Origin of the sequence: Anaerolinea thermophila, assembly GCF_020723905.1 — a bacterium.
Classification (GTDB): Bacteria; Chloroflexota; Anaerolineae; order Anaerolineales; family Anaerolineaceae; genus Anaerolinea; species Anaerolinea thermophila_A.
In genome coordinates this window covers 290,844-313,593 of sequence record NZ_DYHZ01000005.1, presented here as the reverse complement: position 1 = coordinate 313,593, position 22,750 = coordinate 290,844, and the positions used below count along the sequence as shown (strand labels likewise).

At 54.1% G+C, this 22,750-nt stretch carries 19 protein-coding genes; 7 read left to right on the top strand and 12 right to left on the bottom strand.

Going from position 1 to position 22,750, the window contains the following annotated elements; translation table 11 throughout:
• Window positions 1-136 precede the first annotated feature (136 nt).
• Complete coding sequence (locus tag LHF31_RS09895; RefSeq protein ID WP_303774174.1) at window positions 137-1,153, top strand: xanthine dehydrogenase family protein subunit M; 1,017 nt, start codon at window positions 137-139, stop codon at window positions 1,151-1,153.
• Window positions 1,153-3,972: a molybdopterin cofactor-binding domain-containing protein gene (locus LHF31_RS09890; RefSeq protein WP_298010367.1), complete on the top strand. Its 2,820-nt coding sequence runs from the start codon at window positions 1,153-1,155 to the stop codon at window positions 3,970-3,972. Before LHF31_RS09895 ends, LHF31_RS09890 begins: the two co-directional genes overlap by 1 nt.
• Window positions 3,973-4,011: 39 nt before the next feature.
• Here the strand turns inward: LHF31_RS09890 and LHF31_RS09885 are convergent, their stop codons facing one another.
• Entirely contained in the window at window positions 4,012-4,851 is an 840-nt protein-coding gene (locus LHF31_RS09885) for an NYN domain-containing protein (protein ID WP_298010369.1), read from the bottom strand.
• 58 nt (window positions 4,852-4,909) lie between these two features.
• Between LHF31_RS09885 and LHF31_RS09880 the strand changes: the two genes are divergently transcribed.
• Window positions 4,910-5,569 carry an RNA methyltransferase gene (locus tag LHF31_RS09880; protein WP_298010373.1) on the top strand — a complete coding sequence of 220 codons (660 nt, stop codon included), beginning with the start codon at window positions 4,910-4,912 and terminating at the stop codon, window positions 5,567-5,569.
• On the opposite strand, the gene LHF31_RS09875 is transcribed toward LHF31_RS09880, so the two are convergent.
• Window positions 5,557-7,599, bottom strand: a complete 2,043-nt coding sequence (locus LHF31_RS09875; protein ID WP_303774173.1) for an aldehyde ferredoxin oxidoreductase N-terminal domain-containing protein — start codon at window positions 7,597-7,599, stop codon at window positions 5,557-5,559. The two genes, LHF31_RS09880 and LHF31_RS09875, sit on opposite strands and share 13 nt — an antisense overlap.
• A gap of 107 nt (window positions 7,600-7,706) precedes the next feature.
• Here LHF31_RS09875 and LHF31_RS09870 point away from each other — a divergent pair, with 107 nt between their 5' ends.
• Window positions 7,707-8,789, top strand: a complete 1,083-nt coding sequence (locus LHF31_RS09870) for an Ldh family oxidoreductase (protein WP_303774172.1) — start codon at window positions 7,707-7,709, stop codon at window positions 8,787-8,789.
• Window positions 8,790-8,860: 71 nt separating this feature from the next.
• On the opposite strand, the gene LHF31_RS09865 is transcribed toward LHF31_RS09870, so the two are convergent.
• The 5 genes from LHF31_RS09865 to LHF31_RS09845 all read right to left on the bottom strand — a co-directional run bounded on the left by LHF31_RS09865 (window position 8,861) and on the right by LHF31_RS09845 (window position 15,420).
• Window positions 8,861-10,090 carry a PLP-dependent aminotransferase family protein gene (locus LHF31_RS09865; RefSeq protein WP_298008524.1) on the bottom strand — a complete coding sequence of 410 codons (1,230 nt, stop codon included), beginning with the start codon at window positions 10,088-10,090 and terminating at the stop codon, window positions 8,861-8,863.
• Window positions 10,091-10,149: 59 nt separating this feature from the next.
• A complete protein-coding gene (gene gcvT, locus LHF31_RS09860; RefSeq protein WP_298008527.1) occupies window positions 10,150-13,284 on the bottom strand; it encodes a glycine cleavage system aminomethyltransferase GcvT in 3,135 nt (1,044 codons plus the stop codon).
• 177 nt (window positions 13,285-13,461) lie between these two features.
• Window positions 13,462-14,325, bottom strand: coding sequence for a DPP IV N-terminal domain-containing protein (locus LHF31_RS09855; RefSeq protein ID WP_298008530.1), 864 nt, complete (start codon window positions 14,323-14,325; stop codon window positions 13,462-13,464).
• 11 nt (window positions 14,326-14,336) lie between these two features.
• On the bottom strand, window positions 14,337-15,194 hold the full coding sequence (locus tag LHF31_RS09850; protein ID WP_298008534.1) for an alpha/beta hydrolase: 858 nt from the start codon (window positions 15,192-15,194) through the stop codon (window positions 14,337-14,339).
• 67 nt (window positions 15,195-15,261) lie between these two features.
• Window positions 15,262-15,420, bottom strand: a complete 159-nt coding sequence (locus LHF31_RS09845) for a hypothetical protein (RefSeq protein WP_298008537.1) — start codon at window positions 15,418-15,420, stop codon at window positions 15,262-15,264.
• 173 nt (window positions 15,421-15,593) lie between these two features.
• Here LHF31_RS09845 and LHF31_RS09840 point away from each other — a divergent pair, with 173 nt between their 5' ends.
• Window positions 15,594-16,895, top strand: a complete 1,302-nt coding sequence (locus tag LHF31_RS09840) for a galactokinase family protein (RefSeq protein WP_298008540.1) — start codon at window positions 15,594-15,596, stop codon at window positions 16,893-16,895.
• A 64-nt stretch (window positions 16,896-16,959) separates the two neighbouring features.
• Window positions 16,960-17,601, top strand: a complete 642-nt coding sequence (locus LHF31_RS09835; RefSeq protein WP_298008545.1) for a sterol desaturase family protein — start codon at window positions 16,960-16,962, stop codon at window positions 17,599-17,601.
• Here LHF31_RS09835 and LHF31_RS09830 read toward each other — a convergent pair.
• The 3 genes from LHF31_RS09830 to pcp are packed head-to-tail and all read right to left on the bottom strand — an operon-like array spanning window position 17,598 to window position 19,941.
• A complete protein-coding gene (locus tag LHF31_RS09830; RefSeq protein WP_303774171.1) occupies window positions 17,598-18,755 on the bottom strand; it encodes a lycopene cyclase family protein in 1,158 nt (385 codons plus the stop codon). The two genes, LHF31_RS09835 and LHF31_RS09830, sit on opposite strands and share 4 nt — an antisense overlap.
• Window positions 18,752-19,327, bottom strand: coding sequence for a hypothetical protein (locus LHF31_RS09825; RefSeq protein WP_298003692.1), 576 nt, complete (start codon window positions 19,325-19,327; stop codon window positions 18,752-18,754). Before LHF31_RS09825 ends, LHF31_RS09830 begins: the two co-directional genes overlap by 4 nt.
• On the bottom strand, window positions 19,324-19,941 hold the full coding sequence (gene pcp, locus LHF31_RS09820; RefSeq protein WP_298003696.1) for a pyroglutamyl-peptidase I: 618 nt from the start codon (window positions 19,939-19,941) through the stop codon (window positions 19,324-19,326). Before pcp ends, LHF31_RS09825 begins: the two co-directional genes overlap by 4 nt.
• A gap of 117 nt (window positions 19,942-20,058) precedes the next feature.
• Between pcp and LHF31_RS09815 the strand changes: the two genes are divergently transcribed.
• Window positions 20,059-20,952 (top strand): glycosyl hydrolase, encoded by an 894-nt coding sequence (locus LHF31_RS09815; protein WP_298003699.1) that lies wholly within the window; start codon window positions 20,059-20,061, stop codon window positions 20,950-20,952.
• Here LHF31_RS09815 and pgl read toward each other — a convergent pair.
• Together pgl and LHF31_RS09805 are read right to left on the bottom strand one after the other, a co-directional pair.
• Window positions 20,930-21,670 (bottom strand): 6-phosphogluconolactonase, encoded by a 741-nt coding sequence (gene pgl / locus LHF31_RS09810; RefSeq protein ID WP_298003701.1) that lies wholly within the window; start codon window positions 21,668-21,670, stop codon window positions 20,930-20,932. The two genes, LHF31_RS09815 and pgl, sit on opposite strands and share 23 nt — an antisense overlap.
• Window positions 21,671-21,678: 8 nt before the next feature.
• Window positions 21,679-22,740 (bottom strand): saccharopine dehydrogenase NADP-binding domain-containing protein, encoded by a 1,062-nt coding sequence (locus tag LHF31_RS09805; protein WP_298003704.1) that lies wholly within the window; start codon window positions 22,738-22,740, stop codon window positions 21,679-21,681.
• Window positions 22,741-22,750: the final 10 nt, after the last annotated feature.

Genomic DNA, 22,750 nt, shown 5'->3' with positions numbered 1-22,750 from the left:
GTTTCTCCAGACCAGGCGGCAGATCAGGCATTCCGGCATTCCCCCCGGTTGGAAACAATTTTAAAAACGATACTGGAAAATTACAAGTATTTAAACAGTTAGATTTACCTGAAAAAATTTCAGGAAATAAATCCGGATGAATATCAGTTTTCTGCGGGGCGGATTTTTGTTTATAATCAAACTACAGATCGGCGGTCGGCGCTCAGTGCATGCGCCGGCGTCCGGGGTGAAGCCCGAACGAAAAGTGCCGCCGCAAAAGGAGCCCGCCGATCCGATGTGGAAACGATATCTTTTTCCTGAAAGTTTACAGGAGGCTGTTCAAGCCCTGGGCGAAGCCCACGGTCGTGCCCTGCCGGTTGCCGGAGGCACAGATCTGCTGCTGGAAATCCAGCAGGGGCACCGTCCGCCGGTAGATACGCTGCTGGATGTAACCCGCATCCCCGAACTGAACCGCCTGGAGAGGCAGGGCAACGCCCTCTTCATCGGCGCGGCCATTCCGGTGGGACGCATTGCCGCTTCTGAACCGGTCAACCGCTTTGCCACCGCGCTGGCGGAAGCCTGCGGGCAGATTGGCGGTCCACAGGTGCGCAATGTTGCCACGCTGGGGGGCAACGTTGCCCATGCACTCCCTGCCGCCGATGGCATGATTGCGCTGGTGGCGCTGGGTGCCGAAGCCTGGGTTGCTTCTCCGGATGGTGTACGTCAGGTTCCCCTGCTCAGCCTTTTCCGTGGTCCCGGCGTCAGTGCGCTGGACCTGACCCACGAGATTCTGGTGGGGTTTTCTCTACCCGTTGTAGAACAGGGAGCAGGCTCCGCCTTTGCGCGGGTGATGCGTCCGCAGGGGGTAGCGCTGCCCATCCTCAATATGGCGGTATGGCTCAGACGGGAGGGTAACGTCGTGGCTGAGGTGCGTCTCACGGCTGGACCGTCCGGTTCCACGCCTCGCCGTGCCGAAAAAATCGAGGAATTCCTGCAGGGCAAAACTCCCCTGGAAGAAGGCGTCCTGTCTGCCTGCAAAGCCCTGCTGCCGCAGTGTTTTGCTTTCCGCACCAGCCCGGCGCGGGCAACGGCAGAATACCGCTATCACCTGAGTGAAGTGTTACTGGAAAAGGTGCTGCTCACCGCCTGGAAGCGAGCAGAGGAGTGTGTTTAATGGAACTGGATAACCTGATGTTCTGGGTGAACGGCAAGGAAGTTTCTTTGGCGGTGCGTCCCGGAGAGATGCTGGCGGATGTTCTGCGCTACCGTCTGGGGCTGACGGGGACGAAAATTGGCTGTAATGAAGCCGAATGCGGCGCCTGCACAGTCCTGGTGGATGGCGAAGCCGTGCTTTCCTGCACTTTTCCCGCGGTCAAAGCCCACGGACGCAGGGTCACTACCATTGAAGGGCTGGCTACGCCCGGACGTGACCCCGATGTAAAGATTTTACATCCCCTTCAGCAAGCCTTTGTCCTCTACGGCGCGGTGCAGTGCGGCTTTTGTACTCCCGGGCAGATCATGACTGCTTACGCGCTGCTGGAGAAGAATCCGGCGGCGAGCGAGGAGGAGATTCGCCATGCCCTCAAGGATACTCTGTGCCGCTGTGGTAGTTACAGCGCCATCCTTCAAGCCATTCAGGCGGCGGGCAAAGCCATTCTGACCGGTCAGCCGGTACAGCCTCCGGAAGTTCCCGAAGCCCGCGAGGCGCGTCGTGTGGCAGGCAGGGTGCATCCCCGTCCGGATGCGATTGCCAAGGTCAGCGGAACCGCGAAATACACCGACGATCTGTCATTTGAAGGGATGATTCATGCCCGTGTCAAGCGGGCGGGCGTCCCGGCGGGCATCCTGCGGCGGCTGGATGTTTCCAGGGCAAAAACGATGCCGGGTGTGCTGGCAGTCATGACCGCTGAAGATTTACCGGCTGCAAAGACGCACGGTCTGGTGATCTCCGACTGGCCCGTGCTGGTCGGTATGGGAGAGGTCATTCGCACGGTGGGGGATGCTGTGGCAATTGTGGCTGCGGAAACGCGCGAACAGGCCACTCAGGCACTGGATGCCATTGAGATGGACATTGAGCCATTACCGGTAGTCTCTGACCCCGTGCAAGCCCTCCAGCCGGATGCGCCTAAAGTCCATCCGCAGGGCAATCTGCTCAAGCACATTAAAGTCCGCAAGGGGGACGTCGCCGAGGGCTTTGCTCAGGCAGACGTGGTCCTGGAAGAGGTGTATCACACCCCCATGCACGATCATGCCTTTATCGAGCCGGAGTGCAGTATTGCCCGTCCCACAGCAGACGGACGCATGGAAATTTACGTTGGCTCGCAGATCCCTTACTCGGATCGCAGTCAGGTGGCAAAGGTGCTGGGGGTGGAGGAAAGCCGCGTTCACATCATCGGCATGCTGATCGGCGGCGGCTTTGGCGGGAAAGAAGACATTGCCGGGCAGATTCATGCCGCGCTTCTGGCGCAGAAAACCGGCAGACCGGTCAAACTGCTCTTTGACCGGCAGGAAAGTCTGCTGGTACATCCCAAGCGTCATGCCACCCGGATCCGCGTGCGCGTGGGGGCAAAACGAGATGGCACGCTGACCGCCGTGGAGACGGAACTGTTTGGGGATACCGGTGCTTACGCCTCGCTGGGCGAAAAGGTGATGTCCCGTGCCACCACTCACTCCTCCGGACCCTATGAAGTGCCGCATGTCAAAGCCGATTGCTATGCCATGTACACCAACAATCCGCCTGCGGGAGCCTTCCGCGGGTTTGGTGTCCTTCAGTCGGCGTTTGCCATTGAAAGTACCATGGACACCCTGGCGCATCAATTGGGAATTGACCCCATCGAACTGCGCCGTAAAAATGCTCTGCGGGTGGGTAGTGTTACCAGTACCGGGCAGGTGCTCAAAGACAGCGTGGGCCTGCTGGAATGCATAGAGAAAGTGGCGCAGGAACTCCAGCGCAGGGCAGGGGATGCGCCCTTTGAGGCGCGAGTGGATGCAGAAAATCCTCACCTACGCCGCGCGTGGGGTTTTGCGGTGGCGTATAAAAACACCGGTCTGGGCGGCGGAGCGCCGGACAAAGCCGGCGCGGAAGTTGAACTGTTGCCCGATGGCACTTTTGAGGTGCGCACTGCCTCGGCAGAACTGGGGCAGGGACTGCCTACCGTTCTGCAAATGATTGCTGCCGAAGAGTTGGAACAGCCACTGCAACAGGTGAGTGTTTTACTGTCTGATACCGACCGAACGCCGGATGGCGGTCCGACCACGGCATCCCGCCAAACCTATGTCACTGGTAATGCAGTGCGCTATGCTGCCTCGGCTTTGAGAGAGATGATCACCAGCCATCTGGCTGAGTATTTCGATGCTTCTCCGGAACACATTCAGTTTATTGAAGGGCTGGCGAAGGTGGAAAACCGCTCGATTCCTCTCACCCAGGTCTATGAGATAGTCCGTCAGGGGGGCAGAAAGCCGGTTGTGCAGTACACCTACTGGGCGCCTCCGACGAAACCGCTCGGTGAAGGGGGAGATATGCACTTTGCATACTCCTTTGCCGCTCAGGCGGCAGAGGTGGAGGTCAACACGCTCACCGGCGAGGTGCGCGTTCTGGAAGTCATTACTGCCAATGATGTGGGCTTTGCGGTCAATCCTCTGGGCTTGCAGGGGCAAATTGAAGGCGGTGTGGTGATGGGAATCGGGCATGCCTTAACCGAAGCCTTCCTGACAGAGCAGGGCAGGGTGATTACCGATCGGCTGGCGAAATACCGCGTTCCCTCGATTGCGTTACTTCCAAAAATTACTTCATTTGTGGTGGAGCACCCCACATCTGAAGGTCCCTACGGTGCAAAAGGGGTAGGGGAGATTGTCATCATCCCGACCGTCCCGGCGATTACCAATGCCATTTATCATGCTGTTGGGGTTCGGGTTACCCGTCTGCCTGTCGATCAGGAATGGATTCTCCGTCAAATCAAAGCCCGAGAATCCCGCTTACAGCCAGCGGATTAATCTTAAGGGGGAGAGACACGGAAACTCTCCCCCTTAAATTTATCTTGTCGTCAGTTCAATCTCAATTGCCTGAACTCCGGCTCCTTTTTCGGATTTTGCCAGTTCAAACTCGAAAATCATGTTGCGGTTGGGGAGGGCATTTGGGTTAACTGTAGAAGGCAAACTCGAATCGTGAAAGAACACTGTTCCATAGGGGGAATCGGGGTCGCGGGTATCGGTAATCCACAGGTTGGGGCTGATTTCCTTCAAGAAGCGGAAGAAACCATAGCCCTGATCGGAATGCCAGTAGCACCATCCGCGTACCCGTGAGCCCAGTTCTCCCCAATCAGGGGGCGTTTCGTATTTTCCGCCATAATCCACAGGAATCAGATCGGGAATAAGATAGCCTGAGATGAAAAAGTCGGCTTCGTTTTTTAAGCGGTTTGAGACATTATCCAGTCCGACGACTTCAACCCGGCAGCCTTTGTTTTGCAAAGCGCGGACGACCTGTACGAAATCGCCATCTCCGCTGGCAATCAGGACTCGATCGAGGTAATCCGACTGGGTCAGTGCATCCACAGCCATATCCAGATCAGCGTTGGCTTTAGCAACCCGCACGCCGTTTGCATCAATGTACCAGTGAATTTCTTTGACGATAACCTTATATCCCAGATCCCTTAATGCGCCGTGAAAGTTCTGTGCCCCTTTGCGATATTCTTCGTCACCTTCTGCGCGTTCCACATCATAGGTCACATAAGCGTTCAGGCGTATCGCTTCTGAGTTATCCCGGCAGGCAAATTGTCGCAGGACATCATATTGCATGCGTTGTCCGCCATTCATGTAAATATTGGCTACATCTACAAAAACACCCACTTTGAGATGAGAATTGGTTCGTGGCATAATTTTTTCCTTTACAATTGTTTCAAAACATCCTTATTTTTGAATTGCGAGGTTTGTGATGGAAGGCAAAAAAGCAGAAAATTCACAGTTTTATGTGTATCAGTGCATCAATCCTTCCTGCAGGTTGCGATTTACTTTGAGCGGCGCAGAAAAAGCGGTTCGGGAATGTCCTCGCTGTCGTAGCGCTATAGCGGAACAACTAAAAACTTTTTCCCCAAAAAATATCCCTTCCGTTCCAAAATCCTCCTTTCCTGCGATTGAACTCCTCCTGGATAACCTTCGATCCACCTGGAATGTTGGGGCGATTTTCCGGTCTGCCGATGGGGCTGGAGTGAAAAAAATTCATCTTTGTGGGATTTCTCCAACGCCCGATAACCCTCAAGTGGCCAAAACTGCCTTAGGAGCGGAAAAATCTGTGAACTGGGAATACCATCCCGATGGTTTGGTCACGGCGCAGGGTGTAAAATCTGCCGGATATCACCTGATTGCCCTGGAAGGGGGTGAAAATGCGCTTCCCATCCAAACGGTGTTTCCGCTTCAAGACAGGCGCCCGGTTTTGCTGGTTTCCGGAAACGAAGTTACCGGAATAGACCCGGATATTTTAGATTTGTGTGAAACGGTCGTTTACCTTCCCATGTTTGGTTCTAAAAATTCTTTGAATGTTGCTATTGCCACGGGAATTGCTTTATACCTCCTGCGATTGAGTCATTTGCCTTGACTTTTCTGTTCCATAATATCCAGTTTGGCTGCCTTGTAAGGAGGCGCAACCTCTGGAATCTGATCGGCTCCGGCTTCAAAGGCTTCTTCAATCCCTTCACGAATTTCTTCCCAGAATTCCCGCGCGGCCCGATATTTATCATTACGGAAGCGGTTGATCCAGTCCTCCAGAGATGGATCGTTCAACCCGCGCAGTTTCCAGTCCTCCAGGAATTTCCAGATTAGATCAATATTTCGTTCGCTCTCCCAGAATACCACAGAAGGACTTTCATGGTCATGGATATCCTTGCAAAGGTTAAACTGATGTTTCGTGTAGTCTATATCAAGATCGTAATGAGCCGTGATAATTTCGTCTACAATCGCCTCAACCCACTTCCGATGGAAACGACATACACCGCTGTTCTCAGAGAAAAACTCATACACCATTCGATGAACGCACTTTTTCCCCAGTTCACGAGGGGGGAGATATTCCACTCCATAGTAGACAAAGTATTTTCCCATCATAGGCATGGGGCTGAGCATTCCCGGAACCCAGTATTGATTGATAGTCATGCATCCCTGGCGTCCGTGAGAGGTAAACACAGCGCGATCAATGGTACGTTTTCCCGGCTGTGAGTACCTGTATTTTTCGTCAAGAGCATATGCAGCAGCACGGATGCCATTCTGGAAGATTTTGCCCTTTTCTTTGTCCATCAGCAGTTTAACAATTTCTCTGGCGTAATGCGCATTCTTGAGCGAGTCCTCAACAATCTGAAAACGATGGGGATCATTAACAAAATCAAAAGACATTTGATCCGCAGGAGGCAAATCAAAATCTTCAGGGCGAACAAGACCTTCGGCGATGCACTCCATCAACCAGGAAACCGTCCCCCCAATTTGTATGGCGTCCAATCCCAAAGAATCCACAAAATGGTTCAGTTCCTCTGCCGCGCGCTGATCAAAAACACCGCACAAAGGTCCCAGTGCCTGATAGGGTTCGTAGTCTTTTTTGAATTTACCCTGGTACTTTTTGCAAACCACCGAGCATGGTTCACCACAGTGATCAAATTGTTTGGGTTGGATAATTTCTTCATTGAACTGCTTCAGGTAATGATTCAAAATGAATTCTTTGTGTTGCTTTAACCGTTCAGATGGATCCTGATAAATGGAACGGTAATTAAAACTCAACAGTTTTTCTTCCACAGTAAGCATGTTAACGCCAAACGTTCCACCCGTTTGAAAGTCCGGGACATAGCGGTATTTTTCCGTAGCCCCTAAATCCGTTTTAATCATGGATTGCTGGTAATAGGTCATAAAGTAAGCGTCAATCTCTTTGGAGTCCTGCAGGTCTGGATCAATCCAGTCTCCCCCAAAAATACAGGCAGCAATACGATGACGTTGAAGCAGCCGGCTTCCCAAGCCACCTCGACCCGCCCAGTCCTCAATGGGAGTCAACATTCCTCGTCGAACGGGATTGCTCCCAATAATTCCCTGATTGGTATAGCGAGATCCGGGACCGACGGCAAAAACCCTTACCCAGTCGCCTTCATATTCATCCTTATACCGATCAAATACTGCCTGCTGAAGGGCATAGAACCCTGTCAACCACTCGCCCTGTGGGCTGGCATAACCATTCCAGAGATTGTCTGGATTGATAGGCTCCAGACGTGCGGTTACCTGTCCATTCTTATGGTTGAGAATCAGAACGGAGTCCTGTTTGGCTTCCCCCTTCAAACATACAAAATCAACCCCCACACGATGCAGGATATACGCTGCGCCCCCCATACTGCTGATGTAAAACCCATCCCAGAGGGGAGAATAAGAACAAAAGACCAGTCGTCTGGTGCCGGGAATACGTGAACCTGCCAGTGGACCGCCCCCAAAAGTAAACAGCGCCGGGTCTCTTTGTCCTGTCATATGCAGATGGGTGTGATACCTGGACCAACCATAATCTACCGGCCCTATAATGCGAGGATCTTCAATGCGGTTGATTTCATATTCACCCGTATCCAGGTGAATGACCAGTTCTCTCAACATCAGAGGATAAGTCATATAAAAATCTCCTTTTTGGAGTTAATAAGGGATATTTATTTTCTTGGATTTCCTTTTCGTGATTATAATACCAGTAAAAGTTTTTTCACTACGACAAGGAGGGAACAATGTCCAGACTGGTCTACCGGGTTGAGGATTTGCGCGATTATATCATTCGTTTTTTCCTCAAGCATAATGTGCCACTGGAAGATGCGCAAATCGTTGCAGATGTACTGCTTGCCGCCGATTTGCGCGGTGTTGACTCTCACGGCGTGATTCGGCTGGACTCTTACTATGGCAGCCGCCTGAGGAAAGGTCTCATTGATCCCCATCCACAACTTAAAGTATTGACAGAAACTCCTGCCACACTGGCACTGGACGGCGGTACCGGTCTGGGGCATGTGGTGGGATATAAAGCCATGCAGATGTGCATCGAAAAAGCCCGCCAGGTCGGTGTGGGAATGGTCACTGTTCGCAACAGCAACCACTATGGAATAGCGGGGTACTATGCCATGATGGCTCTGGAACATGACATGATTGGCATCAGTTTCACCAATTCTCAACCCCTGGTAGCCCCCACCTATGGCAAAACCCGCTTTCTGGGAACCAACCCGATTGCCGTTGCCGTCCCGGCGGGGAAAGAACGCCCCTATGTGCTGGATATGGCAACCAGCATTGTACCCATTGGGCGTATTACGGTATATCAGAAAGCCGGGAAACGCATTCCTGAAGGCTGGGGCATTGATAAAAATGGAAACGTCACCACCGACCCGGGAGAAGTGCTTAACGGCGGCGCGCTGTTGCCGTTGGGCGGCACAGACCTGATGCGGGGTTACAAGGGCTATGGGCTGGCACTGTGGGTGGATATTTTTGCGGGGGTGCTGGCTGGCGCTGCGACCGGACCCGAGGTAGGGAAATCCGATCGCCCGGCCAATGTGGGTCATTATTTTGCTGCCATTCGGGTAGACGCTTTCCGTCCACCAGAAGAATTCAAAGCCGAAATGGATGCCCTCATCCAGGGATTGAAAAATGCCCCGAAAGCCGAAGGACAGGAACGCATTTACATTCATGGGGAAAAAGAGTTTGAACTGGCGGAAAAATATCAGAAAGAAGGGATTCCTCTGATGCGGGAAGTTGTTGACACCCTCATCAGTGCCGGGAAAGAGGTAGGCGTTCCCTTTGATCTCACCCCTCTCCAGGAGATAGATTAATCCTTTTTGGCAGAGATCAAAAAAGCGGGGCTCTTTGATGATGCCCCGCTTTTTGACTACATCACCCTTCTTTATCCAGGTTGTTTGACCAGCATCTCTTTGATGGCTTTGGCAAGCCGGGCAATTCCTTCCTCGATTTTTTCAGGAGTTGCGTTGGAGAAATTCAAGCGCATGGTGTTTTCTCCCCCGCCTTTGGGGAAGAAGGACGCGCCGGGCACAAAAGCGACCTTCTGGCTTACGGCGACCTTGAAAAGTTCGGCGGTATCCATGCCTTCTGGCAGGCGCACCCACAGGAACAATCCGCCCTTGGGATGGGTCCATTCAACACCATCCGGCATGTTCTCTTCGAGGGCTTTGAGCATGACATCCCGCCGTTCGCGGTACACTTTTCGGATGACTTCTACATGGCGGTCAATGAAGCCTCCGCGTCCCACTTCATATGCCACCATCTGGTTAAACGTAGCCGTGTGGAGATCGGCGCCCTGTTTTGCCATGACCAGTTTCCGAATGACTTCCGGTGGGGCTACCACCCAGGCAAGCCTCAGACCTGGAGCAAGAATCTTGGAGAATGTGCTCAGATAAATCACGTTACCGGTGTAACAGGCACCGTTGTGATGTTTCTGGCTGTCCAGCACTTCAATGGCGGGGATATGCTCGCCTTCAAACCGCAACTGTCCGTAGGGATCATCCTCAATGATGGGAACGCCGTAATGATCGGCAAGTTCCACCAGTTTCAAGCGCCGTTCATAAGAGATTGTCACGCCCGTGGGATTCTGGAAGTTGGGCAACACATAAATGAACTTTGGACCGGTGCGGAGAGCGCCCTCCAGTTCATCCGTCACAATGCCATCATCGTCAGAACGCACCGGAACGTACTCCGCGCCGTAAATATCCCAGGCCTGCAGCGCCCCCAAATAAGTCGGTGCTTCGACCAGAATGCGGTCACCATGGTTGATGAATACCTTGCCCAACAAATCCAGCGCCTGCTGGGAGCCGGAGGTAATCAGGATGTTGTCTGCAGTGACTTCAATGCCGTAGCGGCTGGTATGCCGGGCAATCATCTCTCTCAGGGGCGTGTACCCTTCGGTGGAGCCATATTGAAGGGCGCGCGATCCCTGTTCGCGTAAGACTTTTGTGGCGGCTTCGAGAATTTCTTCCACGGGGAATACTTCTGGTGCGGGTAATCCGCCAGCAAAAGAGATCACTTCGGGGTCTTCGGTCAATTTGAGCAGTTCGCGAATGGCAGAGGATTTCATCCGTTGCGTACGCTGTGCGAAACGATGCTCCCAGGGTGTCACCATATCTTTACCTCCTTTGAGAATGAACCGGGGGCATGCACACGCAAGCCCCCGGTAAAAACCTACCCCAGTTTCGGGAAGCGGCTTATCACGACCGCAGGAGTCGGAAGGGTAATGCGATCTCCAATGGTCAACTCGGCAGGGGCTTTACCCGGGGTCTTGGGCGCGCTCTGATAAATCCAGATGGGCGTGCCTTCCACTGCCGATTTCAATTCCACAAACGCCTGCCCGGTGAGAAAGCCTTCGCTGTCAATCGAGCAAGAGGTGACCGTTCCAATGACGCGCCCCTTTTGATCCACTACCGGATCGCCCAGGTGTGCCAGGCGGACACCTTTTTCGTTGAAGCGGAAGCGCACCACCACGCCTTTGCGTTGTTTCTCCCGCTCGATATAGGCATTCCTCCCGATGAACCATGGCTTGTACAGTTTGACGTAGGATCCAAACCCGGCTTCGGCAACCCCCAGATTGAGTTGCCCGCCCATTTCGTGCCCATAGAGAGGCAACCCGGCTTCGGTGCGCAGAGAATCCCGGGCACCCAACCCGCAGGCTTTCAATCCCATAGGCTCACCGGCTTTCAGCAGAGCATTCCACAACTCTACCGCCTGATCCGGATGGACGAACAGTTCAAATGCCATCTTCTCGCCGGTGTAACCGGTGCGTGAAACCACCAGGTCGAATCCGCCAACCCGGGCTTCGCATAATTCGGTGCGTTTGAGTGCCATGATGCGTTTTCGATCTTCCGGACTGCACCCAAGCGACAGGAGGATGTCGCGGGAACGGGGACCCTGTAAGGCAATGTCAATGCGCATGTCTTTGCCTTCTCTGGGATCGCGCAGGTTGCGCAGGCGGGCTCCCTGACCAAAGGCGCGCACCCATGGCTTTTCACGGTCCACCTTCACCTTTCCCTGAAGGACTGCGTTCAACCATGCCCAATCTTTATCGTCGTTTGAGGCGTTGACCACAACCAGATAGGCTTCCTCCCCGCGCCGGTACACCAGCGTATCGTCAATCACATTGGCATCGGGATCGAGGAAGTGGGTGTAGCAGGATTCGCCCACCTGCAGCGCGGCAATGTCGTTTCCGCACACGCTGTCCAGGAAAGCGCAGGCTTGCGGTCCTTCGACCTGATACACGCCCATATGGGAGACATCAAACAATCCCGCGGCTTTGCGCGTTGCCAGATGTTCTTCCGCCACCGAGGTGTACTGCACAGGCATTTCCCAGCCGGCAAACGGCACCATCTTTGCCCCCATCTGTTTATGGGCGGCGTTCAGCGGAGTGCGTTTCAGTTCCGTGCTTTCCTTCTCTTCCCAGACAAAATCAGGCAATGCGGGCAGTCCGCTGGATGGAGAAGCCCCGATAAAGTACGGTTTGGCTTCATCCACAGCGGGTTCATCAACCACCGGTGCATCGTAGACAGGCACTTCCGCGACCAGAATCGGACCGGGCAGGCGGCGGGTGACATCGGCGTCGAACGCCACATATCCATCCGACAGGTCACGCAGCCAGGTTGCAACCAGCCCGAAGTGGGAGCGTTCAAAAGTAAAGCGGTACACGGTACCGGCAATCCAGTACAGGTTCCCCTCAACGGTCCCTCTGGGCGTCCACAGGGATGTGCGTTGCCCCTGTCCGGGGGACAAGCGTTCGGTGTTGCTGGAGAAGACGTAATTGACGAATGAATGCACCGCTCCGCCCTGAATTTCCACCGTCGCCTTCTCTCCGGCATGTTCGGCGATATCATCCACATAGTAAAAATGCGGATAGCCGTGCTTTCCAGTGGTGAGGTCAGTGCTGGCTTTTTCGGCAAGCGCACGCACCCGCAGGCGGGCATTCTCAAAGACCTCAAAGTCCACTTTGGCGCGTGGGGCTAAACCCTGCCGGGTCTCAATGCTGTAGGGTTTGGTGGCAAAAAGGATATCGGCAATGATGTCGGCGACCTCGATCATGTCCTCTTCCTTCAGCCCGCGTTGAGTCATCCACGGCGTGCCGTAACGGATACCCGAAGCGCTGAGGGCAGATTTATCGCCGGGGATGGTGTTGCGGTTCAACACGATACCGGCAATATCCAGAATGCGCGCCGCCATATCGCCTGAAAGCGGCGTGCCATCCTCGCCCACGATGGATTTGCAATCAATGTTGCCCAGGTGGGTATCGCTTCCGCCAAAGGGGATGCGCAGTCCGCGCTCCTGCAGGCGCCGGGTGAGCGCCTGGCAGTTTTTGACAATTTGCGCCTGCAGTTGACGGAAGGATTCGCTTTGCGCAATTTTCAACGCCACAGCCAGCGCGGCAATGGCATGCACATGTGGACCACCCTGTTCCCCCGGGAACACCGCGCGGTCAATTTTCTTTGCCAGGGCAGAATCAGTGGTCAGGATACACGCCCCGCGCGGACCGCACAGGGTCTTGTGGGTAGTGAATGTGACCACATGAGCAATGCCCACCGGCGAGGGCACCACCTGCGCGGCAATCAACCCGGCAATGTGCGAGACATCCGCCAGCAAAATTGCCCCCACTGCGTCGGCGATCTCACGGAATTTCTTCCAGTCCGGCACCCATGGATACGAGGAATAACCGGCAATGATGATTCTGGGCTTGTGCTCCTGTGCCAGTTGCAGGACGGCGTCGTAGTCAATCTGTTCGGTTTGAGGATCCACCGTGTAATGCACCGCGTTGTACCACTTTCCGGAACGGTTGACCGACGATCCATGAGTCAGGTGCCCGCCATGCAGGAGATTCATTCCCAGAATGGTATCGCCCGGGTTGAGGAAAGCGGTGTACACGGCATTGTTGGCGGGCGCCCCGGAGAGCGGCTGCACGTTGACAAAAATTTTCTCCGCCGGGAAGGATGGCGTGGCAAACAGTTCTGCACAGCGGCGGCGCGCCAGCGCTTCAACGATATTCACGTATTCCACACCTTTGTAGTACCGCGCGTCGGAGTAGCGGCGGTACTCCGCCAGCCTCTGAGGGTAGTTCAAAATCTCTGCCTCCGGTAATCCCAGCATGGATTCATCCGGATAGCCCTCGGCATACAGATTCTGAAAGACCGATCCCAGCGCCTCACGGACAGCCTGCGGCGCGGTGCTTTCGCTGGGGATGAGAATCAACTTGCGCACCTGACGTTCGGCTTCGATGTCAATCAGTTCGTTCAGGTCGGGATCTACATCTACCAGTCTTCCACGAAAAAGAAAATCGCTCATGGTTTGCTCCTCGGTGGTTTCAGGGTGAAAAAAAACAGGGCGCTTTAAATATTGCGCCCCGCCCGTGCTCCGCTCGATTTCCGGAAAATGCTCACCATACACTTCTATTGTAGGGGAAACTGGAAAAATTCGTCAAGTGAGAAGTTTCCCCAAAATTGTGGACGCGTTTCACCCTCCTCACGGTCTCCAGAGCGGGTGAAACTCTTGCAGTTCGTCGTGGGTTAGACGACGCACTTCACTACCGTCAGGCAACATGCTGTACACATCCCATTGATTGTCAAACCGTTCCGATACAAACAGGATTCGGCTTCCATCCGGGTACCAGGCTGGTGTCTCGTCGTTGTAGGGGTTTCTGGTCAGGTTGGTCACCCCTCTGGTAGCGAGATCGTACAGGTAAATTTCGCTGTTTCCGTCGCGTTTGGAGACAAACGCAATCTTCTTGCCGTCGGGTGACCAGGCGGGCATGATGTCATCGGCTTCGTCGCTGGTGATTTGCTCCAGGGAACCGCCGTTCACGCTGACGATGTACAGGTCGTAGTTGCCGTTGCGGTTGCTGGAAAAGACAATACGCTGGCTGTCCGGCGACCAGGCGGGCAAGCCGTCATCGCCGTCGCCCGGCGTCAGGTTAATGCGGTTGGTGCCGTCCGAGTTCATTCGCCAGATGTCGTACGTGCCCTCCACGTTGGAGGCATAGACAATGTACTTTCCATCCGGCGACCAGGCGGGCCAGCCGTCGTCTTCCGGGGAATTGGTGTAGTTGAACACCTTTTCCTCTTTCATATCCAGAATCCAGAGGTCGAAATTCCCCGAACGATCGGAAGTAAACGCCATATAGCGCCCATCGGGCGCCCAGGTCTGCCAGAAATCATCGCTGGATTTGTTGCTCAGATTGAGCAGTTTCTCGTTCGAGGTGTCCAGCATCCAGATTTCGGAGTTCTGAGCGCGGATGGTGTAGGTCAGGTAGCGGGTGGGTTCCCCACTGCAGGCAGACAACAAAACCAGAATCAACAGAGCCAGGAAACTGCGGGCAGAATGCTTCATTAAACCTTCCTTCAGGATGAGATGTGCCGGTTGAGCCAGTCCAGCATGGTGTGCAGGACCTGGTCTTTTCCCGGCTCGTTGTGCAGTTCGTGGTAAAGATGCTCCCACTCGCGGTAGGTGATGCGATCAGCGGGGACGCGCCGGGCAAATTCCCGCACCGCTTCGGGGGAGACGATGCGCTCCGCGCCGCCCTGCAGGAGCAGTAACGGCAGTGGGAAATCTTCAGCGTGTTCCAGAATCCACCTGCCTTTGTCCATCATCTCCAGCCCCAGCCGGGCAGAGACCATCGACGTGACCAGCGGATCGTTGCGGTAGGCTTCGATGACTCGCTCGTCGTGGGAAAGATGGGCCAGGTTTAACCCGTTGGGTAGTGTGAAGGACGGCGCCAGTGCGTACACCAGGCGCGCGACTGCCCGAAGCGCCAGAGGAAGCGGCGTGCCCACCGCCAGCCCCGGGCTGGTGCTGATGACCCCGCGCAAGGCCTGTGGTCGGCGCTGCAGAGCATAATACAGCACCATGTTGCCGCCCATGCTGTGCCCGTAGAGGAAGACCGGCACGTCTTCAAAGGCGCGGCGGGCTTCCTCGATGAAATGGTCCATGTCCTGGAGGACAAGGTCATAAGAGGGGATATGCCCGCGCTTGCCGCTGGAACGCCCGTGCCCGCGGTGATCGAAACCGAAGGTGGCGATGCCCTGCCCGGCAAAGAACGCGGCAACAGCGTCGTAGCGCGCACAGTGCTCGCCCAGTCCATGCACCAGGACCAGGGCGGCGCGCACGCTTTCCTGCAGAGGCACCCAGCGGCGGGTGTAGAGTTGCTGACGGTCCGGGGTGGACCACATGGATTCATGGATATGCAGTCTGGCAGTCATGGAACACGCTCCAGGGGAGTAAGTTTAAAGCACATGCCCACAAATGACAAGAGGGCAGATGCACTTCTTAATCGAAGCGCACCATCTCCAGCAGGCGCCGGGCGGTGTCGGCAACCTCCGGGCGGGGATGATGGGGCAGGTCCTTCAGCGCCTGTCCCATCCGGGGGGGTATCGTCAGGAGGGAGTCTGGCGCCAGGGCGGTGTACGTGCTTACCATTGTGCGCATCCAGGGGAAGAATCCTTCGGGAATTTGGACGAAAAACGGGATCTATAGCAGGGATCGAGCAGAGGGAGCATTTCAAACGCATTTCTTTTTCGGCGTTCGGGGGCATTTTTCTCTGCGTCCGGGGCATTCACAGGTAAAATTACTGCAATACCGTGTATGCTCGTGAGGAGGTTATGGCATCGCTTGCATCTGTTCACCGCCAGTTAACGGCTTCACCGGCTCCCCGCTGGTTTTCCGCTCTGTATGGGGAGGAACCCGCCCGTCTGCAGGAGGAAAGGCGTCGCTGGGTCAACCTGCTGACCCGCTTTCAGGAAACCTTTCCCGACTTTGAGGAAGTTGCCCTGTTCAGCACGCCGGGGCGCACCGAGGTGGGCGGCAACCACACCGACCACAATCAGGGCAGGGTGCTGGCGGCGGCGGTGGACCGCGACGTGGCAGTCATTGCCGCACCGGCAGCCGACGGCGAGATCATCCTTGCCTCGGAGGGGTATCCATCGGTGCGTATGAACGTTGGTCAACTGGACGCGCGCCCCACCGAAAAGGGCACCACCCCCGCGCTGGTGCGGGGGGTATGCGCGCGTATGGCGCAACTGGGTTTTATAGTGGGCGGTTTTCGCGCGGTGATGACCAGCAGCGTCCCCAAGGGCTCGGGGTTGAGTTCTTCGGCGGCGTTTGAGGTTGCGGTTGCCACCATCCTCAATCATCTGTACAACGACGGGCGCATCCCTGCGTTGACCTGTGCGCAAATCGGGCAGTACGCCGAGAACGTCTTTTTCGGCAAACCCTGCGGCTTGATGGATCAGACCGCTTCGGCGGTGGGCGGTTTTGTGTCCATTGACTTTGCCGACCCGCAGCATCCGGTGGTGCATCAGGTGGCATACGACTTTTCCCGCAGCGGCTACGAGGTCATCATTGTGGAGACGGGAGGAGACCACGCCGACCTGACCGATGATTACGCCAGCATCCGTGAGGATATGCAAGCGGTTTCTGCGTTTTTCGGCAAACGGGTACTGAGGGAGATCAGCCGGGAAGCAGTGCTGGAGCAACTGGCATCCCTGCGTAAAAAGGTGCACGACCGCGCCATTTTACGCGCTCTGCACTTCTTCGACGACAATCAGCGGGTGGAGGAGCAGGTTGCCGCACTGGAAGCCAATCAGTTTGAGCGCTTCCTGCGTCTGGTGCGCGAATCGGGGCGCAGTTCCTGGATGTTGTTGCAGAACGGCTATTCCACCCGCAAGCCTCAACATCAGGGCATCCCGCTGGCACAGGCTCTCAGCGAGATTCTGTTAGGCGAGCAGGGCGCCTGGCGGGTGCACGGCGGCGGTTTTGCCGGCACCATACAGGCCTTTGTCCCCGTGGAGAAGGTCAGAGAGTACGTGGAACGCATGGAAGCCGTATTTGGCAAAGGGTCCTGTTATCCGGTAAGCATCCGTCAGGCGGGCACAATTCGGCTGGATACACAGGATTGGTCTTAACCCGGTTGTGTTTCTGAAGAATCAGACTAAAATACTCATATACCGGATACACAGGAGGTGCCTGATGGCGCATTACCCGATTGATCACAGCAATGTCCCCATTCGATTGTTCAAATCCGATTTTCTGGAGTTCTTCACTCACATCAGCCCGGTTGTTGTGGTGGTGATCTGGCTGCCGGTAGCGGTGGGCTTCATGGTTCTGGAAGTCCTGGGCGGGGGATATGCCACCCGCGGCGTGGGGTATTTAATCGGCGGTTTCCTTGCAGGGGCTTTCCTGTGGACCTTTGCAGAATACACCCTGCATCGCTTTCTGTTCCACTATCAGCCCAAAGACCCGAAGTGGGAACGCATTTTTTTCCTCTTTCATGGGGTGCATCACGCTCAACCCCAGTGCAAGACCCGTCTGGTCATGCCGCCAGTGGTCAGCATCCCCATGGCGCTGGTCATGTACGGTATCATCTCATTGATTTTCTCCACATTGCTGGGTTTGCCTCACTGGGTCTTTCCGGTGATGTCCGGTTTTATCGTGGGATACCTTTTCTATGACCTGACACACTACGCCACCCATCACTTCCCCATGCGCTCGGGCATCTGGAAGTACCTGAAGCGCTATCACATGCAGCATCATTACAAGACTCCCAATGCGCGTTTTGGGGTCAGTTCTCCGCTGTGGGATGTGGTGTTTGGCACCAAACCCGCCGACTAGATAATCCGCCGGATGTTGACCCGCCACAAGGCTTTCAGAAATGGCACCGGCGGCAGAGAAGCAATCAACTGCAGGTTTTCGAAAAGTGAGCCCTCCTCATCGAGAAATCGAAAGATACGATGTGGAGGGTTATTCTTAAAGAGCGCGGTGAAGATGTCCTTGCCTGCCTGAGGCTGGCGGTACAGAATCTGCAGGAGCAGGCGGTCATACCAGGCGTATCTGCGGGAGGGAGACGGGATGCGGAACGGCGTCCCGTATTTCTCCAGTGAGCGGACAATTTCACGACTGTCGCGTAAAATCCGCGCAAAGGCATAGCCTGAAGAGGGTTTGACCCTGCCGCCGCGGGTGCCAATGTTCATGATCCTTTCACCGCCTCTGCGCGGAAGGGGGTGGTCGGTCATAGGGATAACCCCTTTCTCCACAGCGTGGATTTCGTACGCATCTAACCCCATGATCTCCTTCAGGTACGTTTGAAGCCCAGCGGTATATTCCTCATCCGAAAGCACCGTGGGGGTAAAGAAAGTGTACTCCACCAGAGCCTGCCGTTCGCTGAATGGCAGGGTGTAAAAGAACTGGAAGCCCGTTTCCTGGGACACCCGAAAATCAAACAGCACCGGCACCGCAGGATCCCACACCGGTTGAGAAGTTTCAATTTCCCATCCCAGGAAGTGTTGCAGGAGGTAGTGGTACTTTTGGGGACGTTTTTCAATTGCCCGCGGATCAAAACGGCTGTCAAACACCCATTCCGCCTGGTAGGTGCTGCCACCGGCAACCACCAGGGCAAACTCGCTGGTGTCAATCACCTGCGTGACCGGCGCGGTGATCCATTCCACGTTTAAGCGGGCATTGAGCACCTGCCGGACTTCCTGGTAAAAATCAATCCCCCGAATCATGTTGTACCGGTAATCTCCCAGGGGAATTACCTTCTGCCATCGTTCCTGGATAAACCCAATTTTTTCCCAGGAGCGGTAGAAAATTGAAGAAAAAATCTCAGACCGATTGGACCAGAAACACCATGTGCGGTCGTTGCGATTCTTTTCCACCCGATCAATGATGAGGATAGGTTGATCCCGTAATTTGCTGTGTACCAGTTGATAGGCAAGGCTGAGCCCCGCCGCGCCTGCCCCGAGAATAATATAGGCGAATTTCTTCATGGCTGATCCCCTCGCAACCTTTGAAATCCATTGAAAAGGGCGTAACCCAGAAGCCCGATCGTAAAGAATAGAACCACCACCGCGCCTGCCCATTTGAGGGCTGAGAAAGCCGCCGCAATCTGTAGCACGGACAGGGGAGGGTTGGATATCCCCAGAGCCACTGTAATGGAGATATTTTCCCCGTAATCCATCACCGCCATGACAAAGGGAATCAGCGGTACCAGAGAAAGATACCTGTTACCCGTGGTCTGAGATTTCAGCAGGTATGCCAGCAAAAGCGCAAAAAAGGAACTGTACAGTACGGGATAAATCAGGTCAGCAGTCCACGTGATCACACGGTACCACTGTCTGCCAGTTTCACCCAGGTGAGCGATTTTTTCCTGCGCCTGTCTGGGGGTATAACCAATTTGCACATCCAGCATTTGCACTTCAGGAGAAAGTGAACGAGAGGAAAGTTCTGCCTGCATGAGGGGAAAAACAAGGAAATTAAAGGGAATAAGCACCATGAGGAGCAGAAGGAGAATCTTACCGGAAGCCTTTTGTTCGAGAGCGGTGAGCAGGTTTTGAATCATGGCGTCTTTTCTTCCACCATCTGGATGATTGTACGGATAGCGCGGATATCCAGATCCACGCTCATGGAAGGCGTGAGGGGATGGCGTTTGACAGCCTGTTCAGGTAACGAAGGCACATGGACAAAGCCCGCGGGAATGTTCCATTGATGTCGGGAAAGAAAATGCATCAGCGTGTAGAAAACCTGATTGCACAGGTACGTCCCTGCGGAATATGACAACTCCACCGGGATGCCTTCTTCCAGCAGCGCATCGCGAATCTGCCGCACTGGCAGACTGGAAAAATACGCAACCGGTCCATCAGGCACAATCGGCAAGTCCGTAATTTGTTCACCCGCGTTATCGGGAATGCGGAAATCCAGCAAATTAATGGCTACCCGCTCAAGGGACACTGCAGTACGACCGGCGGCTTCTCCAAGACAAAGCACTGCCTCAGGATGAATGGCTTCAAGTGCCTCTACTAATACCTTTGGCGCTGTGCGAGTCTCAACGGGCAAAATGATGCCGTGAAAGGACTCTGTTGGATAAAAACTGGAAAGTGCAGTTACAATTTGTGCAGAGGGATTGACATGCGAACCATCAAAAGGCTCAAACCCCGTAACCAGCCATTTTTTCATGCTCACATCCTTGGGAAAGTGTTTCCCTTATTATACTGGACATGGGGAGCAGGGTTATTAATCGGGATAACCCTGCTCCTTGCATGCTCAAATCCCCATCCGCAAGGAAACTGGCGCGTGGGAATAGGTGTTTCCGAAGCGTTGCCGGTGGAATACTGGGCAAACGTGTTAGGCGCAGGCTGGTATCTGGACTGGCGCGCCAGTCCACGACACGCTTTGCGGCTTCCCCGGTACTGGCTCATGGTGCGCACCTTTCCAGATCGGGATGTCCCTGATCTGAATCGAAGCATTGAGATAGCACGCACTCACCCCGGTAATGTCTGGATCATCGGCAACGAACCGGATAATCCCTTCCAGGATGCCCTGTCCCCTGAAGCGTATGCTGAACGTTATGCTCGCTTTTATGATGCGCTCAAAGCCGCTGATCCAACCTGTCAGATTGCTATTGCCGGCGTTACCCAGCCATCGGCTTTACGCTTGCGTTACCTGGAGCGCGTTCTCGTGCATTACGAAATGTTGACCGGAAATCGCATGCCGGTGGATATCTGGACGGTTCATGGATACGTGCTGCAGGAACAAAAAGGGGATTGGGGGGCTGAGATTCCAGTGGGGTTATCCGACAAGCAAGGGTTGTTAATAGAACCCTCTCAGCATGGCGATGTGGAGTTGTTCAAGACGCAAATCATGTCCTTCCGCCGGTGGATGAAAGACCATGGTTATCGGGAATATCCGCTGGCAATAACGGAAATGGGTATTTTACTTCCCGAAGAATTTGGGTATTCACCCGACTGGGTATCCAGATACCTGACCCAGACATTTGAATGGCTGAACACTGCTCAGGATATGAGTACAGGTTATCCGCAGGATGATGGGCGTCTTGTGCAACAGTGGGCGTGGTTCAGCCTGGCAGATTCCATATACCCTGTATCCAATCTGGTCAATCCATCAACAGGCGAACTCACTCCGGTTGGAGAGGCATTCAATAATTTTACGACTTCGCATCTCCGTTAATCACATCCTCGTCCACAAACCAGTGTAGTTCGCCATTTTCGGGTTGGATGGAAAGGACAGGAAATTCCAGGGGAGAAGCATCCGGAGCCTGAATCGCTGAAAAAACCTTCTGCTTGGAGTGCCCGCTGACAAGAATGACAGTGGTTCTGGCTTGATTGAGAAAATGTGCCGTGAGGGTAATCCTCCAGGCTTGCAGTTTGGGAACATAATTATCGACTACCCAGCGCTGTGGTTCTTCCAGCGCTCTGGTGAAAGGAAAAAGAGATGCTGTATGCCCATCCTCTCCCATGCCCAATAAAAGCAGATCGAATCCCAGAGGCTTGTTTGCAAAGTAGGCTCGTAAGGTTTCCTCATATCTCAGTGCCGCTTCAGCGGGGGGCAATTCAGCCTCAATGCGGTAAATTCCAGGGTTCCAGTTCCGGGTAACCGTTTCCAGAAAGGCTTCCTTTGCCATGAGGTAATCGCTGTCGGGATGATCGGGTGGAACACAGCGTTCATCCCCCCAGAAAAAGTCCAGCTGATTCCATGGGATACTGGAAAGAAAAGGCTCTGAAGCCAGCAATCGGTAGAGCATTCGCGGAGTATTTCCACCCGAAAGGGAAATGGAAAAACGTTCTTTTTGCTTCAAACCAGCAAGAATCCGCTCGCGCAAGAAGAAAGCCACTTCTCGAGCAAGAATTTCTGAATTGGGGGTGATATGTAAAATTCCTGATATCATTCTTCCTCTCAATCAAAAGAAAATTCCACTCCTTGAGAATGCATTTCCTCAAAAAACGCTTCCGGCTGTAACAGAGTTGAGGGGGTAATAAGCCCTTCAGGGAGCGAGGATGACTTCAAAGAAAAGAACGCAGCATAGCCTGCAATCTTAGCGGTTAGCGAGTATGGTCCCTTACCAGTAATTCGGGCTTGCCGCCAGGCTTGCTCGGTTTTCTCCCGGAAGCCAATTAAAATTTCAAAAGGATTGTTTTGATCATCTTCAGGGACTGATTCGCGCCGGCTTGCAGTCAGGGAATAAATCCACTTTCCCGCAATGGAACGCATGAATCGGGCAAAATAAGGCAGGAGAACAGGTCCCCAAAAGCCCCATTCCCGTGAGACGGTCATCCACACCTCTACATTTCGAACGGGGTATTTCCAGGGAATACTGAAAATTTCCGTGCTGGGGATTTGAATTGCATAACGATTTCCGGTTGAGAATGAAAACTGTGCTGATTTTCCGGCAGGAACAACTCCACTCCAACTGCCATCCTGAAAGCCAATCCACGAAGTGGTTAGACTTCTCAGAGCAGAAAGACGAGTTCCCTTTGAGATGTTTGTCTGTGGGGTATGGTAAACCACATAAAGATGTTGCACAGGGTGTTTCTGAAAAATTTTAGCAATGGCAACATCGGAAAGGGCAATCTCAAAAGCACAGGCAGGCAAAAGAAAACAATGGTTGGTTTTTGCCATTTGATGATAGGTTTGGAGACGATATACAAACCCCAGTTCATTGGTGGTATCCAGATAGTTTACCCCGGCAAATGACGCCATTTGAACCACTTTTTCACCCAAATCGGTGAATGGTCCGGCGCAATTAATGAGCAATTGAGTGTCCTTAAAAAGGGGGGGAAGTGTTTCACTTTGTTGGGCATCTGCTACCAGAAAGGCAGGTCTGGAAGGAAGCGTGCTGGATAATTGTTCCAATCGCTCTTTAGACCGTCCTGCAATTCGATACGGAAGTCCCCGCAGTTCTAATTCCCGGGCAATTTTCCGCCCCGTATATCCTGTCGCCCCAAAAAGTGTAATCATGCAGATGTTC

Bases quoted from the DNA above. Each gene is read 5' to 3' on its own strand.
- LHF31_RS09895 (WP_303774174.1), top strand. From the start codon at position 137: ATGAATATCAGTTTTCTGCGGGGCGGATTTTTGTTTATAATCAAACTA.
- LHF31_RS09890 (WP_298010367.1), top strand. From the start codon at position 1,153: ATGGAACTGGATAACCTGATGTTCTGGGTGAACGGCAAGGAAGTTTCT.
- LHF31_RS09885 (WP_298010369.1), bottom strand. From the start codon at position 4,851: ATGCCACGAACCAATTCTCATCTCAAAGTGGGTGTTTTTGTAGATGTA.
- LHF31_RS09880 (WP_298010373.1), top strand. From the start codon at position 4,910: ATGGAAGGCAAAAAAGCAGAAAATTCACAGTTTTATGTGTATCAGTGC.
- LHF31_RS09875 (WP_303774173.1), bottom strand. From the start codon at position 7,599: ATGACTTATCCTCTGATGTTGAGAGAACTGGTCATTCACCTGGATACG.
- LHF31_RS09870 (WP_303774172.1), top strand. From the start codon at position 7,707: ATGTCCAGACTGGTCTACCGGGTTGAGGATTTGCGCGATTATATCATT.
- LHF31_RS09865 (WP_298008524.1), bottom strand. From the start codon at position 10,090: ATGGTGACACCCTGGGAGCATCGTTTCGCACAGCGTACGCAACGGATG.
- gcvT (WP_298008527.1), bottom strand. From the start codon at position 13,284: ATGAGCGATTTTCTTTTTCGTGGAAGACTGGTAGATGTAGATCCCGAC.
- LHF31_RS09855 (WP_298008530.1), bottom strand. From the start codon at position 14,325: ATGAAGCATTCTGCCCGCAGTTTCCTGGCTCTGTTGATTCTGGTTTTG.
- LHF31_RS09850 (WP_298008534.1), bottom strand. From the start codon at position 15,194: ATGACTGCCAGACTGCATATCCATGAATCCATGTGGTCCACCCCGGAC.
- LHF31_RS09845 (WP_298008537.1), bottom strand. From the start codon at position 15,420: ATGCGCACAATGGTAAGCACGTACACCGCCCTGGCGCCAGACTCCCTC.
- LHF31_RS09840 (WP_298008540.1), top strand. From the start codon at position 15,594: ATGGCATCGCTTGCATCTGTTCACCGCCAGTTAACGGCTTCACCGGCT.
- LHF31_RS09835 (WP_298008545.1), top strand. From the start codon at position 16,960: ATGGCGCATTACCCGATTGATCACAGCAATGTCCCCATTCGATTGTTC.
- LHF31_RS09830 (WP_303774171.1), bottom strand. From the start codon at position 18,755: ATGAAGAAATTCGCCTATATTATTCTCGGGGCAGGCGCGGCGGGGCTC.
- LHF31_RS09825 (WP_298003692.1), bottom strand. From the start codon at position 19,327: ATGATTCAAAACCTGCTCACCGCTCTCGAACAAAAGGCTTCCGGTAAG.
- pcp (WP_298003696.1), bottom strand. From the start codon at position 19,941: ATGAAAAAATGGCTGGTTACGGGGTTTGAGCCTTTTGATGGTTCGCAT.
- pgl (WP_298003701.1), bottom strand. From the start codon at position 21,670: ATGATATCAGGAATTTTACATATCACCCCCAATTCAGAAATTCTTGCT.
- LHF31_RS09805 (WP_298003704.1), bottom strand. From the start codon at position 22,740: ATGATTACACTTTTTGGGGCGACAGGATATACGGGGCGGAAAATTGCC.